8 protein-coding genes are annotated in these 17,233 nt (G+C 62.7%); all 8 read right to left on the reverse strand.

Features of this window, described 5'->3' with window-relative positions; genetic code table 11:
• Window positions 1-6 precede the first annotated feature (6 nt).
• Window positions 7-3,048 (reverse strand): CHAT domain-containing tetratricopeptide repeat protein, encoded by a 3,042-nt coding sequence (locus FIU90_RS14015; RefSeq protein WP_152435336.1) that lies wholly within the window; start codon window positions 3,046-3,048, stop codon window positions 7-9.
• Between the two features lies 1 nt (window position 3,049).
• Window positions 3,050-9,340 carry a hypothetical protein gene (locus FIU90_RS14020; protein WP_152435337.1) on the reverse strand — a complete coding sequence of 2,097 codons (6,291 nt, stop codon included), beginning with the start codon at window positions 9,338-9,340 and terminating at the stop codon, window positions 3,050-3,052.
• A gap of 1 nt (window position 9,341) precedes the next feature.
• Window positions 9,342-11,114, reverse strand: a complete 1,773-nt coding sequence (locus tag FIU90_RS14025; RefSeq protein WP_152435338.1) for a ShlB/FhaC/HecB family hemolysin secretion/activation protein — start codon at window positions 11,112-11,114, stop codon at window positions 9,342-9,344.
• Between the two features lie 397 nt (window positions 11,115-11,511).
• Window positions 11,512-11,670 carry a hypothetical protein gene (locus tag FIU90_RS15600; RefSeq protein ID WP_172970276.1) on the reverse strand — a complete coding sequence of 53 codons (159 nt, stop codon included), beginning with the start codon at window positions 11,668-11,670 and terminating at the stop codon, window positions 11,512-11,514.
• Window positions 11,671-11,691: 21 nt separating this feature from the next.
• Window positions 11,692-12,675, reverse strand: coding sequence for a C1 family peptidase (locus FIU90_RS14030; RefSeq protein ID WP_172970277.1), 984 nt, complete (start codon window positions 12,673-12,675; stop codon window positions 11,692-11,694).
• A gap of 42 nt (window positions 12,676-12,717) precedes the next feature.
• Window positions 12,718-14,361, reverse strand: coding sequence for a serine/threonine-protein kinase (locus FIU90_RS14035; RefSeq protein WP_152435340.1), 1,644 nt, complete (start codon window positions 14,359-14,361; stop codon window positions 12,718-12,720).
• A 31-nt stretch (window positions 14,362-14,392) separates the two neighbouring features.
• Window positions 14,393-15,553 carry an FHA domain-containing protein gene (locus tag FIU90_RS14040; protein ID WP_172970278.1) on the reverse strand — a complete coding sequence of 387 codons (1,161 nt, stop codon included), beginning with the start codon at window positions 15,551-15,553 and terminating at the stop codon, window positions 14,393-14,395.
• A 17-nt stretch (window positions 15,554-15,570) separates the two neighbouring features.
• Window positions 15,571-17,232, reverse strand: coding sequence for a zinc ribbon domain-containing protein (locus FIU90_RS14045; RefSeq protein ID WP_152435342.1), 1,662 nt, complete (start codon window positions 17,230-17,232; stop codon window positions 15,571-15,573).
• Window position 17,233 lies beyond the last annotated feature (1 nt).

Raw genomic sequence — 17,233 nt, forward strand, 5'->3', positions numbered from 1 at the left:
ATACGATCAGCGGGTCGCCTTGACGGCTCCATCGCCGACCACGGCAAAGGCCGACCAGTAGAATGGATGCGAGGTCTTCGGATCGTCCATCAGACCGATCTGCGAACGTCGCAGGGCCTCGGCAATTTCGAAATCGCTTTGGTCGAATAGGCCCGAGATCAGCCTCTCGGTTGCATTGTAATCGTCGGGCACCGGCCAATGACTGGCGAGCACTGTGCGCCCGCCCGCCCCGACAAAGGCGCGCACCAGACCATCGAGCGCATAATCGCCGCCCGAGGTCACGCCCGCCTCGCGTGTAGCCCCCACCGTGGCGCTGCCCGCAGTGTCGCAGGCGGAAAGGATGACCAGGTCGGCGTCGATCCTGAGGCCGAAAATCTCGGCAAAGCTCAGCAGGCCGTCCGATTGTCCTTCGCCAAACGAAGTAAGCAGAGCGGGCCGCGGTGGACATTCAGGCTGCGGCGCGGTGACAAGACCATGCGTTGCAAAATGAAGAATGCGGTAGTCGGTGAGATCCTCGCGCGACCTGATCTCACTGTCGGTGAAATCGGCGCGGGTGAGGACCAGCGAGGAAGACCCAAGCCGCTCTGCCGCGTCATAGAGTTCGTCAGCCTTGATAGGATTGGCCCAGATATCGGGCGACCACAGACAATCGCTCCCGCCCGCAATCGCTGAACGCGTGCGCGACGAGGTCGCGCGGCTCTCGCCTATCGGCACATTCTGCCCAAGCCCCAGGTAGGCCCGCGAACCGCCGGAGGGGCGCGAAGCGCGCACATCGCGGAATGCAGCTGGGGAAACGGATGTGCTGATCTCGGAACTGCGCCCAAGCCACGCGGTGCCGGTAAAGTCATACTCGTCGCCGTCATCGCGGGCGAGCTGCTCCTTGTAGCGTTCGACGCTGGCATCATCGGTTACGAGCAGATTGACCGGCAGCTTGAGCATCGCTCCATCGGGCTCGAACACGATATGCCGGTTCTGGGGCAGGCTGTCAGCAATGGGACCGAACAGCCCGACATAAAGCTCGCGCGCACCCTCGAGATCGAACGGGAACGTCATGACCTGCCCGTCCTCGGCTATCGCGATGCTTTCGCGCAGCCGGGCCACAAGGTAATCGAGATCGTCCGGTGAGAGCGAGGCGCGATAGGCGCGGGCGCTGTCGGCAGTCGCGAAAATGACGAAGGTATCTTCGTTGAGCGCTACAAGCTTCACATAGGCTTCACCCGGTCGCAGGATCGCCTGCAATTCGGGCAGCGCAACCGCCCCGCCCGATACTGCGCGATACCGGGGGTACTGCGCAAGTTGATCGAGGATTTCAGCCTGTTGCGACAGCAATTGTTCCAGCCGCTGTTCGCGTTCTGCAACGAGTGCCGCCACCTGCGAATTACTCTCTGCGTTGGCTTTAAGTTGAAGAATACCAACACGCAGCTGTTCGATTGAGCGGGCAAGATTGGTAGTCCGCCGGAACAGCTGGGATGCCTCGTCGCTCCCGCCCGAAAGCTCGCGCGCCAGCACTGCCTGCGTCTGCGCCAGACCCGGGCGCTGGAGCAATTGACTGGCTGCAAGCATCTCGGCCGCAATCCTTGCTTCGTCTTCCGTCGCGAGCAGAAGTTTGAAATAGGGTGTCATCAACGAGCGGATGGCGGTGAGCGGACGGCCTTCTGCATCGGCAATGATCTCGCGATAGAGTGTCAGCGCCTCGTCTTCGCGGCCGTTTCGCGCGTAAAGCCCGGCCAATAGCCCGCGGGCGCTCTGAAGCGCCGGGGAGCCGGGATAGGTCGCTTGAAGCAAGGCAATTCCCTGCCTGTGCAGATCTTCGGCTTCAGATACCCTGCCCTGCCGTTCGGCAATCTCGGCGATCTCGCCGAGCACCTGCGCCCGTAGCCACAGGATCGAGATAACTCGTCCCTCGCGCACCTCGGCCAGGGTGGAGTTGGCGCTGCGCAGCCAGCTCAGCGCCTCGTCAATGCGGCCTTGGAGACGCAGCGCGGTTGCGCGCAGAAAGTGGGCCTGACCATCGAGCAACTGCGCGCGCTCCAGTGGGGTGAGACTTAGCGCGTAAGCCGATCCGGCCGCGCGGTCGCCCTCAGCCGAAAGGCGGTTTGCCATCGCTTCGCCGATCCGCAATTCACCCAATTCCGCGCGCGCTTCAAAATCGTTCGGCAGCGGCGAGTTGGCAAGGTCCAGCGCCATTTCGCTCTCGCCTTGGTTCAGAGCGTTGATCGTCTCGTAATTGCGCTGGAGGCGGGCGAGTACAGGATCGGCGCTCGATCCGTTCCGTGTCTCCTCGAAAAGCCGCGCTGCCTCTGCGTAATTGCCGAGGTTGGATTGCAGCAATGCTTCATTGAGCCGAGCATCCAAGGCATTATTGCCGGAAAGAATTTCCGCCGACGCGGCGAAGAATTCGGCTGCTTCTGCAAATTCGCCCGAATTGCTGCGACGGTAGGCTTCCGCGAGTGCCTGGTCCGGCGCAATTGCTTCGGCCTGCTGGCGCGCAAAGGCGACTGCGTCGGTCGTCTGGGTCAGCGGAATATCGACCGTGCCCGCCACGATCCTGTCGCTTGCCAGAGATGCGATGCCAAGTTCGAGCGCCGAGCGGTAGGCGGACAATCCGCTAGCCGCATAGGTTCGGTTACCGGTTTCTCCGACCACCAATTGCCGCCGCACGATACTCCCCTCGCGCGAGCACATCAGCGCGCGGACATCGGACAAGCCTTTGGGCGAGGCCTGAAGGTCGCTCGGCGAGCAGGAGGCCTTCGGACCGCCGAAGCGCGTCTCCGCTTCACTGGCGACGCGTCCACGCACAGCCCACAAGGTGCCGACAGGCGCAGCGGCGTCGCGACAAAGAACAGCATAGCGCCGGTCGAAAAGTCCCGCGCCGGGTTCGGGAGCCTGAATCTGCGCTTCGCAGAGGCCATTGTCCCCGATTGGGAAACTGTCACGCAGGCTGAGCGAACTCTGCTGGTCGGCGAACTGGGCAATATTGGGCGATGCCCAAAGAGCCGCTACGCCAACGATTGCCGCAGAAACGAGCGAAAAGAGCGATTTCTTCATCTTACTGCTCCCTACCTTCGTCAGCCGAAGCGCCACCGCCCGAATAGAGTGTCGCATCGCCGCCCGATGCCACCGGATCGTCAAGCAAGGGGAGGGATGGCAAAGTCGGGTCCTCGGAAAGACCCGGTACTTCGAGCGCGAAGCCTGCCCGCCTTCCGCCTGCGAGGATGCCCGAAACGAGCAAGTCCGGCACATTCACGCTGGGCTCACCCTGAGGTCCGCGCGGGAACGCGCCGATGCTGATCAGCCCGGGGAAGTTGGGCCCGAACCGGTCGTTGCGCTCAGGCTCGGTTGAGGTCACCTGAGGCGGAACATTCACAGGCGTGATGGTGACCGTCGGGTTGGTAACTGGCAATTCCGGTTGTTCGGGTACGCTCGTCGGGCACTCGCCGGTGTTGATGATGCAATCGTTGAAGGCTGCGACGTCGAGGTAAGCGGTCGGATCGACGCCAGCGAAATTGTAGTTGACCTCGTCAAAGAACGCCTCACCGGTAATGAATGAACCCCCTCCGGCATCGCGACGTCCATACGCGAACACGTCGAGCGGGTCGGGCTGCCCGCCGGTGCGGATCGAAAGTCCGCCTATACCTACGGTGATGCCGCCCTGTTCAAACGTGCTTCCGGTGTTGCGCACCAAGAGCGAGTTATCGACCACAAGCTCTACTGTATCTGCCGTAATGTAGCCTCCCGGATCATCGCTACCGGTAACGGCGACAGCCAGGTCCTCATCCCGCCCGGCGAATTGCGGGTCCGCGACAAGTTGCGCGATCATGGCGCTATCAGCAGACCAGATATCGCCGCTGATCAATTGCAACGTCCCTCCGGGCGAACCATCGGGAGCGGTGACGTGGATACCGCCGGGAGTGACGATCTCGATCCGGTCGGTTGCTGAAAGCACAAGTCTGTCTGTCGGTGCAGCCTGCGCGAAATCGAGCGAGCCTTCGACACGCGTTATGCCTCCCACATCGATGTCGAGCAGAGTCAATCCGGCATCGAGCGAACCGGCAACGGGAAGATTGCGAATGGTAAGGTCGGCGGCATCGAGATTGGCCTGGTCGACCTCGGGGAAGATTAGGAAAACCTGATTGGCATCGATGCGATCCGCCTCAGTCTGTGTGAGTGTGAAGCCGATTTCTTCGGTCGTCCCACCAAGGATTGCCGGATTCACCGTTTCGAGCGATTGTATCTCAATGGTCGCCGCACCGATCCGCGCGCCCGCTTCGATATTCAGCTCGGTTGCACGGAGAGCGAGGAAGTCCCCGCCAAGCGCAACGACGTTTTCGTCGTCTCCAAAGACTGTGATCGTCCCTTGCGAGCTGATGTCGATCGCGCTTGTCGGAGTGCTCGCGTCGGGATCACCTACCACTCCACCGCCCGAAGTACGGACGACGAAATCGTCGAGCACGTCGATCAGTCCGGTGCCGCTGATGCGCAGGTCGCCTCCTTCGGCAACCAGCGTCGACTCCAGTTGGCCGGCGGGAACCGCATCCCCTAGGGCGCTCGCTGCGAGGTCGGTAACGCTGATCGATCCTGTCTGGACATCGATGAAGAAGCGGCCCGTCTCATTGGTGTCGCCACCAATTGCACTCGCATCGAGCGCGAGCGCCGTCATGGTGGCCGTAGCCCCCCCGCTCGGGCCGACGCGGAAGCCAGCCTCACCGCCGCTCGCGGAACCACCCGGCCCGCCGGTCGCACTTGCCGAAAGGTCGGCTAAGTTCGCGACGGCAAGGGTCGAACTCCCGTCAATCGCTGCCGACGCATCGCCGGCGATGGCGGTTCCACCGACCGAGCTCGCGTTCGAAGCGATTGCGAGCTGGTCCGAGGCGAAATTGCTGTTGTCGAGGAGCATCTCGCTGAGACCTGCAGTGGCATCGCCATCCTGCGGACTTCCGCTACCGCCGACCGCATTGCTCGTGATCTCGAGTGACCCGGGAGCGAGGTCCGCTGACATGATCAAATCGGAATTGGTGAGATCTGCGTTTGCAGTCCCTCCGGCTGCGTTGCCGCCGGTCGCGCCTGCCCCGCCTGTTGCATCGGCGAGTATGCGGTTGCGCCCTGCCAAACCAAGCCCCGAGGTAACTGCGCTCAAAGATGCAGTTCCTGCTGTCGCCTGACCGCCGATACCTGCTGCCGGGTCGGCGTCGCCGCCTCTTGCACTGGCATCGATTGCAAGGCTGCCGCCAACAACGTCGGTCTGGCTGAGCGAGACGTTCGCAGTCACTCCCTGCGCATCTCCCCCTTGGTCACTGCCATTGCCACCGATCGTCTTGCCGCCGATGAGAACCTCGGCAATGCCGCCTGTATCGGGCAGGATGTTTATCACCGAGCTGTTGGCGGCGAAATCGACCGTCCCATCGCTCGCGCTGCCACCGATTACCCCGTCACCACCGCTCGCCGATGCGACGAAGATCGACTGCCCGACGAGGCTCAGCGTGCTGTCGTTTACCGTGGTCTGATTCATCCCGCCGGTAGCGTTGCCGCCATTCCCGGTTCCGCTGCCGGAGCCTCCGATCGCGGTCGCACCGCCGCTTGCCAGCTCAAGTGTGACCGTGCTGCCATTGTTGATACTGATGGCGCGGGTCCCACCCGTTGCATCGCCTCCATCGACACTGAGGGAGGGATCGGCCCCAGTCCCGCCGACTGCTGCGACCGAGTAGGACGAGAGCCCGGCTGAAACCGAACCGCCATCCGCCGAAAGGTTGCCATTGCCGCCGAGAGCCGATCCACCCGAGCCTCCATCGACAGCGCTGTTTCCGCCATAACCGCGCGCGAAAAGGATGTTCGCAGCGATAGTCCCGGCTGTTGCGCCCGGATCGGAAGGCAGGGCGATCGTGCCGCCCGCGTCGGCTTGCAAATCGATCTGCCCGCCCGTTCCAGTCCCGCCGATGCCGCTGCCGCCGGTCGCCTCGCCGCCTTCGCCGTTTGCCGCGAGGATCCCGCCGCGATTGAATTGATCCGTGAACGACGCGTCGGCGGTGTCGAGCACAGTCACGGTGCTGCCCGCACCATCGACAAAAATCTGCGCGCTGCCGCCGGTACCGGCTCCGCCGCCCGCATCGTCGCCCGAGCCACCCAGGCCGCTCGCGGTAACCTGTGCCGAGCCAAGCGAAACCGTACTTCCCAGGAATGCCTGCACGAATGCGCTGCCGCCCTGTCCTACGCCACCGGTGAAGGCGGGGCCTCCGTCGCCTCCCAATCCATTGGCGGCGATAGATGCGTTTCCGCCAACCACCGCCGAGCCGGGCGCGCTCGGATCAAGCGCGCCGATACCGGTCAACCCTCCAGTCCCATCGCCGCCATCGCCATTCCCGGAAAAGCCACCGATACCGCTGGCGTCGAGCACTACGTCTCCGGCGACTGCGATCTGGATATCGTTGATATCGATGAACGCGTCGCCGCCGAAGCCATCGCCTCCTACGCTTTCACCGGATCCAGCTACGCCAATCGCGCTAGCAGTAAGTTCTGCGATCGAGCCATTGCCTTGCAAGGCCCCGCCCATGCCTGCCCCGCCGCCAGTGCCATCGCCACCGTTATCACCGTCGCCGCCCCTGCCATCTGCAACAAGACTGGCCTGACCGGTGGAAATACTCCCTGCGATAAGCTCGAGGAACCCGAAACCGCCCGCGCCGGTGCCGCCATCGCCGCGCGGTTCTAGGGTCGAACCACCGAAGCCTCCTTCGCCGCCCTGGCCTGTTACGTCGATCGCCAGGGAGCCAAAAGCGGCCGACCCCAGCCCCACTGATCCATCCCCGAAAAAGTTGATGAGGCCGACCGTGGAATCACCTCCTGTACCGTCGCCACCCGCTCCGCCTGCTTGGGCAATTCCCCCGGCACCGCCTTCGCCGCCCTGCCCGATCGCGCTGAGGCTGGTGTTTCCTCCGACCGAGACGGTGCCATTATCGGCATCGGCAAGGATATACGCGCCGCTTGGGAGTGTTGCGTCTGCCTGATTGAGAACCAGCTGGTTGCCGCCGGTGCCGTTACCGCCATTCCCCGCTGCGACACCCGATCCGTCACCTAATCCGCCAGCCCCACCGATCCCGTCGGCAGCGACCGTCGCATCTCCGGCAATCGTCAGCGACGCGGTCGTGACGAGCGAAGCTTCGGCCTGCAGGAAGGCGGCTCCGCCAAGCGCATCGCCGCCCGTTCCGCCGAAGCCGAACAGCGCTCTGCCGCCAAATGCACCTGCATCGGCGATGGCCGCTCCCAAGAGGTCGGCATCGGCATCGACAAGGCGCACGCCCGCCGAACCGCCTTCGGAATTGCCGCCGCTTGTGCCATCGCCGCCTTCGGCAGAGGCAAGAGCTGCGAAGTCGCCGCCGACCGAGACCGTCGCGCCACTATCGGCCTCCAGTCGCGCCACTCCGCCAAGACCGTCGCCGCCCTCGCCCAGCTGGTTTTCGCCGCCGCTGGCCGAGGCGTCTATCGATACCTGCCCGGCAAACGCCGCGTTCCCGTTTTGCGCGATGACGATGGCGGTGCCGGCGTCCGCATCCGCGCCTTTGGCGAGATCATTCGATCCCCCGGCAAAGGCCGTCGCTTCGACGAGGACATCGCCGCCTACCGAAACGTCGCCCTGTGCCGCGACTATTCCGGCGATCCCGCCAAATGCGGCTGAACCGCGCGACGTGTTCAGGGTATCGCCATCGACGCCGAACGCGTTGGCCAGCACATCGAGATTGCCGCCCACGCCCAAGAGACCGCCGAACCGCGACAGAACATTGGCATTGCCGCCGGTTATATCACCCGCGCTCAAGGGAGCGACGGCGATGGTCACATCCGCCTGAGCATCGACCACCGCGAAGCCCGTTATGTCGATAGTGCCTCCACGGGCATCGATCTGCGCCGTACCGCCTGTCGCACTGCCCACCGCAAGCGTGTCGAGATCCTGACCCGCAATGGCCGAAGCATCGACCCGCGCATTGCCCGCGATGCTGATCGAAACAGCCGAACCTACTGCTTCGATGATGGCTGTGCCACCGGCAGCATTGATCGCAGTGGGATCGTTCAGCGCCATGCCGATCACGCCGATATCGCGCGAATAGACGAGCGCGTCGCCAAGAATGTTGATCGGGAGACCGTTATTTGCCGAGACCCTTGCAAGGTTCGCCGCTGCGACCAGAAGGTCACCATCGAAGAACGAGGGATTAGCTTGGCTGACAACATCCACCGTGTCCGAAGAGACCGCTAGCAGGCTGCTGCTCGCCGCGATGTCCTGAACCACAAGGTTCGCAGGCGGCGCGCCGGGCGCATCCAGAAGGAACTCGGCATTGATCCCGTCCGTGATCGATCCGCTAGCGGCCGTCCGGCCCGAAACGTCGAAATTTGCCGACAGAATGATCTCGCCGTTGACGACGCCTGCTACCGCAGCGGGATCGAATCCGAGATTGCCGCTGAACAGCATGCTGATCGGGTTCGCCTGGGCGCGCGCCACCGCGTAGATGATGTGATTGTCGCCAGCGCCGCTGCTTGAGGGTCCGCCGACGTCGCCGTCGATCGTGATCTGGGTTGCCGAGGCGCTTCCCACTGGCACCTGAATATCGAACAGACCGTTATTGAATGTGACGGTAACGATTTCGCCGCCGATATAGGCATGGCTGCCATTGACGAGCGCGGTCCCGAGCATCTGCACTTGCGCAGCGGCGGCGATGAAAAAGGAATTCTCGGGGCTCGCAACGATCCCGGCGCCGGGATTGATGATGATCTGGGCGGTGTTGCCAGCCGCGCCATTCAGGTTCAGCGGGGAACCGCCGCCTGCGAATGCCCCAAAAACCGAAGGGTCCGGATCCAGCGTGGTCAGCATCAGGCTGCCGACGTCGAAGACGGCGTTATTGCCGATCAGGATGCCGGTGGGTGAATAGAACGCGACGAAACCGCCAGGAGTGGCCATGCCGTTGCCGTCGATAATCTGGGAGATGACCGTCCCGTCGATGACTGCGATATTCCCGTTGGTCGAAGGAAGTATCCGGTTGAGAACCGAAAAAGTTGTGCTCGGAATATTGTCGCCGTTCTGGAAAATTGCGGTGTTGCCGGTCGGCAGGAAATCGAGCGCGTTGCCGAAATTGTCCTGATCGGGCGTCCAGTCGATCACCACGGTCGGCGTATCGGCCGCGATCGTATCCTGACCTTGTACTGCGCGATCGATCGTTGCCGCCCCTTGCGTCACGTTCGGCGTTGCCTGGATGCCCTGCGCCGCCGCACGTTCGGGCGCGATTGCGAGAGAGAGGGCCAGCGCCGCGCTCCCGCAACCGAGTAGCAGCCGCGCGCGATTGTTGTTCGTCAGGTTCGGCATGTCAGTAGCTCCACGGGAAAAGGCGGGCAGTCAGCGTAAAGAGCACGCGCACATCGCCCAATCGGGGCGCAAGGTCGGGACGGGTTATCGGGGCGGCGACGAAGAGGTCGGCCTGAACGCGCGACCCCCATGCCGCGCGCACGCCGCCACCTGCCGACCAAAGCCTGTCGGGATTGCCAGGGATGCGGCTCGGATCGTTGTTCCACGCCCACGCAGCGTCGGTGAAAACGTAAGGCTGCACCGCCACCGCATCGACATCCTTGGGCGCGAGGCTGCCTGCGCGCAGCTCGAACTGGACGCCGATCCCGCTATCGCCAAGAACGGCGCCGGGATCATAACCGCGCCCGATCGAGTAATTGCCAGCGGCGAACTCCTCGAACGCGGGCAGCGGCGCATCGCTTGCCTGAGCATTCGCCTGCAGTGAAAAAGTAATGTTGGGGATCGGGCGATACTCGACCCCGGCTTCCGCGCGCGCGACGAATGGCGTGGGGTCTGCCTCGATCCGGCTCGGTGGAGCGAGGCCACCAGCTATACAGCCGAGAGGGTTGGACCTGCAATCGGGGCTGGCGGAGAAGACGCCGAGACCTTGGCGCGCTTCGAGAGCAAGACGCGCCCGGACCTTCGGCTCGTAGGGTGTATAGCCATCGACGCGCCGGATGCTTGCCGCGTCGGTCCAGTCGCCTTCGACGCGTGCAAAGGCGGTACGCACCCTGTCTTGAGTGAGCGGGACATCGTTTACCGTCACATCCTGGTCGACATATTCGAAGCCGACATCGGCGAAAATGCTGGCGCGGCGCGAGCGTTTCAGCGGATAGGTCGCCTTGACCGCAGCGAGCACGGTTTCGGACTCGAGTTCGAACCCTTGCAGGCCCACGTCCGGGTCGGTCTGGCTGTAGACGAATTGCCCCCCCAGCCGCAGCCCTTCGCTGCCGATCGCGAAGTCATGACCGATCTGAACGGTCTGCTGCTCTTCGAATTCAAGCGTGCTGTAGACCCCGACTGAAGTGCGATCTCCTAGACCGGTGAGATCGTAAAGCTCCCCCCGAATGAGCCCCCCGAACCGCCCGATAGCGTTCGACCCGAGGTTCTGAACGCTAAGACTGACCTGTCCGCGCTGGCGTGAAACTGCAATCTCGCCGACAAGGTCGCCCGGATCGCCATCCGCTGCGGGGCGCAGCGAGAGCCGCACATCAAGGCCTGGAAGATCGTCCGCCAGCAGCAGGTAACGCTCGGCATCTTCGGTGTTGAACACCTCGCCATCGGTCAGTTTTTCGAGATAACCGGCGACAACAGCTTCCGAAGGCCCGGCATCGCCGCGCACGCGCACAGCTTTCAGCCGTCCGAAAACCACTCGAAAGTCGGGCACGCCGTCCGCAAGGCTTTGCTCGGGAATTTCTACCGTCGCGAGATAGCCCCGGGACCGCAAGATCGAATTGGCCCGTGCGCGTATGTCGCACAGGACCGATAACGATTGCTCGCGCCCGACGTAGGACACATACGCGTTATCGAGCGAAAGGCCGGGAACCGCATCGAGGCCGATGAAATCCGCGCCCGCCAAGGTGAAGCGCAGGTCGGAATATTCCTCTTGGTCGAGCGCGCAGGGCGCGCGCTCCAATCCGCCGTCAATAGTTAGCGTCGCACCGGATTCTGTCCGGCGGCGGTCGGGTGGCAACAGTTCGCCTCGCGTTGGAGGAGTGACCTGAGATTGCGCGCTCGCGGGATCGACCGTGATAATCCCGCCCATTGCGGCGAAGGCAATGGCAGGCACGGCCACCGAAGATACTTCGCGGGCAAAGCGGACGGACCGCACCCCCTGCCTTTCATCAAGGAATCCATGCGCAATTCGGCCAGTGCTCGACAAACTTCCCCCCCGCTGATGCACATGCGAATATGCACCATTGCCTGGACCGCGAACACGCGAACCGGCAGTTCCCGCAGACTGGAAAACGACGACTCTTTCGCCTCAAATCCGTGCGGATCGACCCCGTGAAGCACGGTAGGACATTCCGGCACGAACACAAGTTGACTTGCAACTAACTCAACCGAAACGGGTCATTTTGTCGTGTTTGAACAAGCGGGTGGACCCGATCGGCTCATGCATCACGGATTGATGCGGGTAATCCGCCTCCGACAGGGCCGGTGACGGAGATCTCGCCCATCTCCCATGCCAATCATGTCTTGTTTCGCAGCAGGTCCAGCGCCGAGAGCCTGATCGCAGTAGGCACCGGCGCGCCCGCGATCAGCGCTTGACGTTCGGCATCGGTGTCGAGTTCCAGCGCCTGCTCGTATAGCTCCATTGCGCTGATATCAGACTTGCTGATCGGCTTCATGATCCGCCCGCGTCTCTGGCCCTAGTTCCCGCGAAGGCGGCTTCGGAAGCCCTTTTTCGCCTTGTCGAGTCGGGTCTCGAACTCGCCCTGCACGCCTTGGCGCAAGCCGGACGTATCAGCCACTCGCGGCGACACCGCAGCCGAAACCATCCCCTCGACGCTTTCCTTGACCGTCCGCCCGAGTAACTCCAGTCCGGGGGCCTCTGTGAGACCGCCGATCGCCCAGTTCCTCTCGGGCTCGGAATGCTTGTCCATGATCGCAAACGGCATCATGAAATAGCCGTCCTTGGCATATCGGCAGCCCCAGCTGTTGCGCATGATGTAGTGCTTGCTCTCAAGGTCGTACCCCACAACGCACATGGCATGGCCCGAATGTCTGAAGGGTTCGCCGCTTTGTTGGACATTCTCAGGCAGCGGCATCACGCCGGTCTTGTGCGCCTCGGTGTAGCATTCGCGCGGAAGGGTAACGCCGATCACAACCGGTATGCCCTCAGCGAGGACGTATTCGATCGGCACGCTTGCCTTCATTCGTGCAAATTCGATCCCTCCGTAATGCTGCGCGTTTTCGTAGCAGGCCTGTGTCGGCGGGTCGTTGACGGTCAATTCGGACAGTGGCCAGAGTTTCTCCTCGCACACTCCGTGCGCGATCAGCGCGGCCATCGCTGTGTGGACGTACGTGCCCTCGTCCTTGATCTCGGCGCTGTGGAGGCGGCGCGAATTGAAATAGACGAACAAACGGGAAAGGTCGCGGCGCGGATGACCCTGCCGCGCCTGCAGCAGTTCGAGCGCCCCCACCACCGCATTGGCGACGCAACTACTGGTGCGCTTCTGGTCTTCGATCTCGCTGCAATACTTGCGCAGATCGACCCGCGGCGGGATCGTCGCATCCGAGCTTGCCGTGTCGCTCTGGGCGCTGCGCCCGGCAGACAGTCCGATCTCCGGCGCAGCTGAGGGAGTTTCCTCGAACCGGTATCCGGTCAGGACATAATCGTCGAATTCAGACATGGGTTTTCTCCCGGATTTCATTGTGCAGAAAGCGCGACTTGCTCATTGGCTGAAGCGCGCGGGGCAGGCGGCACCCGGCGCGTGATCAATATGGATTGCCTGCTTGGTATTGGTCGCGTCGTAGTAATAGAGATGGCAGCCGCCATCCCACTCAAAGCTCCCCTGGCTCGCCTCGTTGTAGAGGTAGGTCAGGGTCTGCAGGTTGCCCCTGATCGCCTGGGGATTGCCGAAACCATCCTGGCCTCCACCAACGAAATTGCCCGAATTGTCGGTGGTGACATCCATGTATCCGCCCACTCCGAAATTCCATCGTCCCGCCATGTCGGCGAATGTGACAAGCGGCTCTTCCGGAGGAGGAGGCGGTGGGGGAGGCGGCGGTGGCGGAGGATCGATCTCCGTATCTGAGTCCGCGTCGGCTTCGGAGTCGGGATCGTAGATTTCGCCTGTATCGACCGAAACCAGGTCGCCATTGCCATCTGCGAAATATGCGACACCATCAATGTACGTGTAGTTATCTTCGGCGGTCGGTTCCGAATTCAAGAGTTCCTCGATTCCAGCGCCGATCGCTGCGAGCCCTACGAGGCCGACGGCTCCTCCGACCAAAATATTGCGCAGGTTATTGTTCGGCGGGGTTGGCGGCGGGACCGGGGGACGCGGTGTCGGCCCGGGCACGGGATCAGGTTTCTGCTCTTCCTCCGGTTGGACCTGGGCCATCGCCTTGGCCAGCCTTTCGCGATATTCCTGTGTGGTCTGCGGTCGTGAGGCCGGCCGGTTGGAGAGTCCCTGCTCAATCAACTCGTCGAAGATCGTCGGCACGTCCGTGCGCCCGCCGGATGGCGGTTGCCAGTGCCCGTGCGGGAGCACATCCATCAGCAATTCGTAGAAAATCACGGACAGGGAATAGAGATCGGCTGCCGGCCCAGCTGTGTTGGGCTGCGTGATCTGCTCTGGCGCCATGTAGCGCGGCGTTCCAAGTCCGGTCCCGGTCGCGCTGTCAGTCGTGCCGGGAGCGCGTGCGATGCCAAAATCGAGTATCTGTAGTGAAGCCTTTTCGCCCGTGGGTTCGCCGGTCAGTACGATATTTTCCGGCTTGAGATCGCGGTGGATTACGCCCTTGGCATGTGCGGCCTCCAGACCGTCGAGCAAAGCGTTGATGATCGAACCCACGATCGGCACTGCGATTTCTTCACGGGCGTTGATCTTCCGGCGATGCCACTCGCGCAGAACCAGTCCGTCGACGAATTCCATGGCAACGAACGGCTGATCGTCGGCTTTTCCGACATTATAGACGGCAACCACGTTGGGATGACGAATATCCTGAGTGAGCGCGCCCTCGCTGATGAGCCGATCGACCGCGCGATCGTCCGCCAGCCGGTCCGCCCGGATCAGCTTGAGCGCGATCTCGCGGACCTTCCCGGCGAGCTCTTCGGTCGCCCGGTAGACGACGCCCATGCCGCCTTGGCCGATCGTGTCCACAATCGTGTATCGCCCCGCGAAGATATCGCCCGGCTCCAAGTGAAAAGCATCGTTGCCGCTGTTCCCACCTGAAGTTCTGCCCGGCTGCGGATATGGTTCGGTCTGAAGGCCCCCGACCGTGTCGGTCGACCGCAGTGGCTTGCCGCATTCCTCGCAAAAACTGGCATCCCGCTCGTTCGCAGCGCCGCAATGTTCGCATTTCATCGCCATCTCAGGCTCCCTGAAGACTGGATCAGACCCATCATGGATTTGTTCCCCGACCTGGCGGGGTGCGCGTGATCACCACCTGGGTGACCCTGCTCAATTCTCGGCGGAAGCCGACGCTCAGTGACAAGGCCTCAGGAGCATCGACGAGCGGCGCGATGACATCTCCGTCCTGAAGCATGACCTTCTTGTCCGGGCCAAAGGCCTTGCCGTTTACGCGCAGCCCGTTGCCGCCTGCGACGCGAAGCATGGGACGGCTGTTCTCGGCGTAGACTTCGAAATGGCGACGCGAGATCGCGACCGATTTCTCCTCGTCGATCTCGCCGTCACTGTTGGTCACCAGCAGGCGGACGTCGGTATCACCGCCCTGTGCACGCGAATGTGCGCGTCCGAATACGAGCATCGCGTCGGGGGTGACGATCGGCTGGTTGAGCGTCGGAGCATGCTCCGGGGCGAACCCTGTGAATTCGAAGTTTGCAGCGCGGCTGAAGCGAAGATTGCCATCGATACTGCGCAAACCAAGCTGGCGCTCTTCCTTTTCCAGCCGCCGGACCTTCATGTCGATCGCCTCGACGAGCCTTTCCGAACCGCTGCCGCCTTTGCCGTGCGGATCGATCTGGATGATCGTCCCGTTCATCTGGTTCTGCGAGCTTATCTGGATATTGGCCGGCTGGTCGCTTGAGGCCTCGGCGATCTCGATCAGCAAACGGGTCGAAAAGGCGTAATGCTCCTCGCGTGTTCGCCACTGCGTCGTCACGGCCCACATGATCTCGATCTCGTGCAGGCCGGGTTGCGACATTTCGCAGGCGGTTGCCGAGGCCTGCGCCCGCTCCCCCGGTGCCAGCTTTTCCCACCCCAGGCGCTCCTCGCGCCACTCGCCGCGTTCGCGGCTCCAGATACCTTTGATGAAGAGCGGACGATCGACCTTGGAATCGTTCTTGAGGTAGAACGGGACGGCAACAGAGCCGCCCACCGCCGCCTTCATAGTCGCGCCGGGGATGATCTCCAGGTGCGGTTGGACGCAGACCGGGCACAACCCGCTTTCATCGACGATGCCGCCGCACTCCTGAAACGCCATGCAGCGCATCAATGGCTTGCCGCATTCGATGCAATATGTCGCGTCCGCGTCTTCGAGCGCACTCGCAATGCAGCATGAATGTCGGTTTTCCGTGGAACTTGAGAGAGGTGACGTTACCATTCTCGTGCGCTCCCGCCTCAATTCCGCAGTTGCTGCCCGCAGGACTTGCAGAATTTGGCCTTGGCGGAATTGACCGTCTTGCAGTTCGGGCATTCGACCGTGGTGGCCGACGAACCGGTGCCGCCCGCATTCCCTTTGCCGCCGAGCCCGGCGGCCATTCCGACGCCGCCCTGCATACCGGTGCCGACCATGCGGTGCTCGTGTTCGCGGCCCTCGGCGGTGATTTCGCGCACCATGCGGATCATCTCGTCAGCGTTCCGGCTTTCGGCCTGCGCCCGCGCAATCGCAACCTGAGCTGCGCTTTCGGAGACGCCGGGCATGTACTGCGAGAGCTGTTCGGGCGTGAGCCGTCCAGCCGCGAGCATCTTGTCGATCTCGCTCTTGGCTGCGGCCTCTTCCTCCTGGATGCGGATGCTGGACTCGCCCTTGGCCTTCGCCAGTTCGATCTCGTTGAGCCGCTCGAGATTTTCGGCAGCGATCTTGTTCCAGTCGCTCGCGTCCTTTTTATCGAGATCGCCGTCCTCGCGGCGGGTACCGCGATTGATGTCGGCGATTGCCGCGCCGTGCTTGGCTCCCTTCAATTCCTCGCGGCGCCTGAAATCGGCATCGATCTCTGCGCGCTTGATGCGGAAATCGCCGTCCAGCACCTGCAAGTCCTGCTGCGCCCGCGTGAGCGCCATTTTCGCTTCCGCCTTCGCAGTCTCGTCGCTGATTTCACCCAGTGCGATCTGCGTCTTCGCCTCGTTTTCGGCAACGATGATCCTGGCCTCGTGCTCGAGCGCCTCGAATTCCTGACGGCGGGCATGGGCCTCGCGCGCATCGATGAATTCGACCTCGCTATCGAGCACCATGTGCCTCAGCTCGTCGGCATTGGCCTGCTGGAGCTTGGTCTGATCGCGCGTGGTGTTGAGCATGAAGGCGGTCGAATCCGCCTCGCGCGAGACCTGCCGCTTGAGCAACTCAAGCTGGTAATCCTTCATTTCCTCGGCTCGGGCGATACGAGCGCGCTCGAATTCCTGCCGCTCTACCTCGTTGGCCGCCCAATTGGTCGTGGCGTTTCGGACCAACACGCCAAGGTCGCCGAGGATGCGTTCGGCTTCCTTCATCATGTCGGCTTGAATTTGGTCCTGCAGCCCGCGATTGCCCCGGATCTCGTCGGCATTGTGGCGTCCGAGGATCGCCCCGAAGATGCGTTCGCGGAATTGCGGCTCAAGCCGGGTTATGACATCCGGCACCGTCAACGCCTTGCGTCCGCTCGATGCGCGTTTGTCGGCATCGTCAGGCTCGCTCTCATTGCGCGAAACGCCGCGCATCAGGCCCAGCGCGTTGGTCGGCTTGTCGGGATTGATCTGCAACTCGAACGTCGCCTCGCCGACGATTTCGACATGGTCTTTCGACATCGCGCGGACCGGGATCACCGCCTGGAACGGCTTGAGATCGACCAGAAGGATTTCGTAATGGTGCGAGCCACCAATCAGGCCTTTCACGTTTTCCCAGAAGCCGCCGACGGAAAACTGGGTGCCCTTGAAGCCATCGATCACCGCGCCATCGCGGAACAGGATCGCCCCGAGGTCGGCGGGAGCTGCAAAACGCTTTTCGAAAAACGCCTTGAGTTGTTTCTGGCGGACGAACTCCGCGAGCATGTTCGGGTCGGTGAGAACCAGCGGTTGGGATTCCATG

The sequence above is a fragment of the Erythrobacter sp. THAF29 genome, from assembly GCF_009363635.1.
In the GTDB taxonomy this organism is placed as follows: domain Bacteria; phylum Pseudomonadota; class Alphaproteobacteria; order Sphingomonadales; family Sphingomonadaceae; genus Erythrobacter.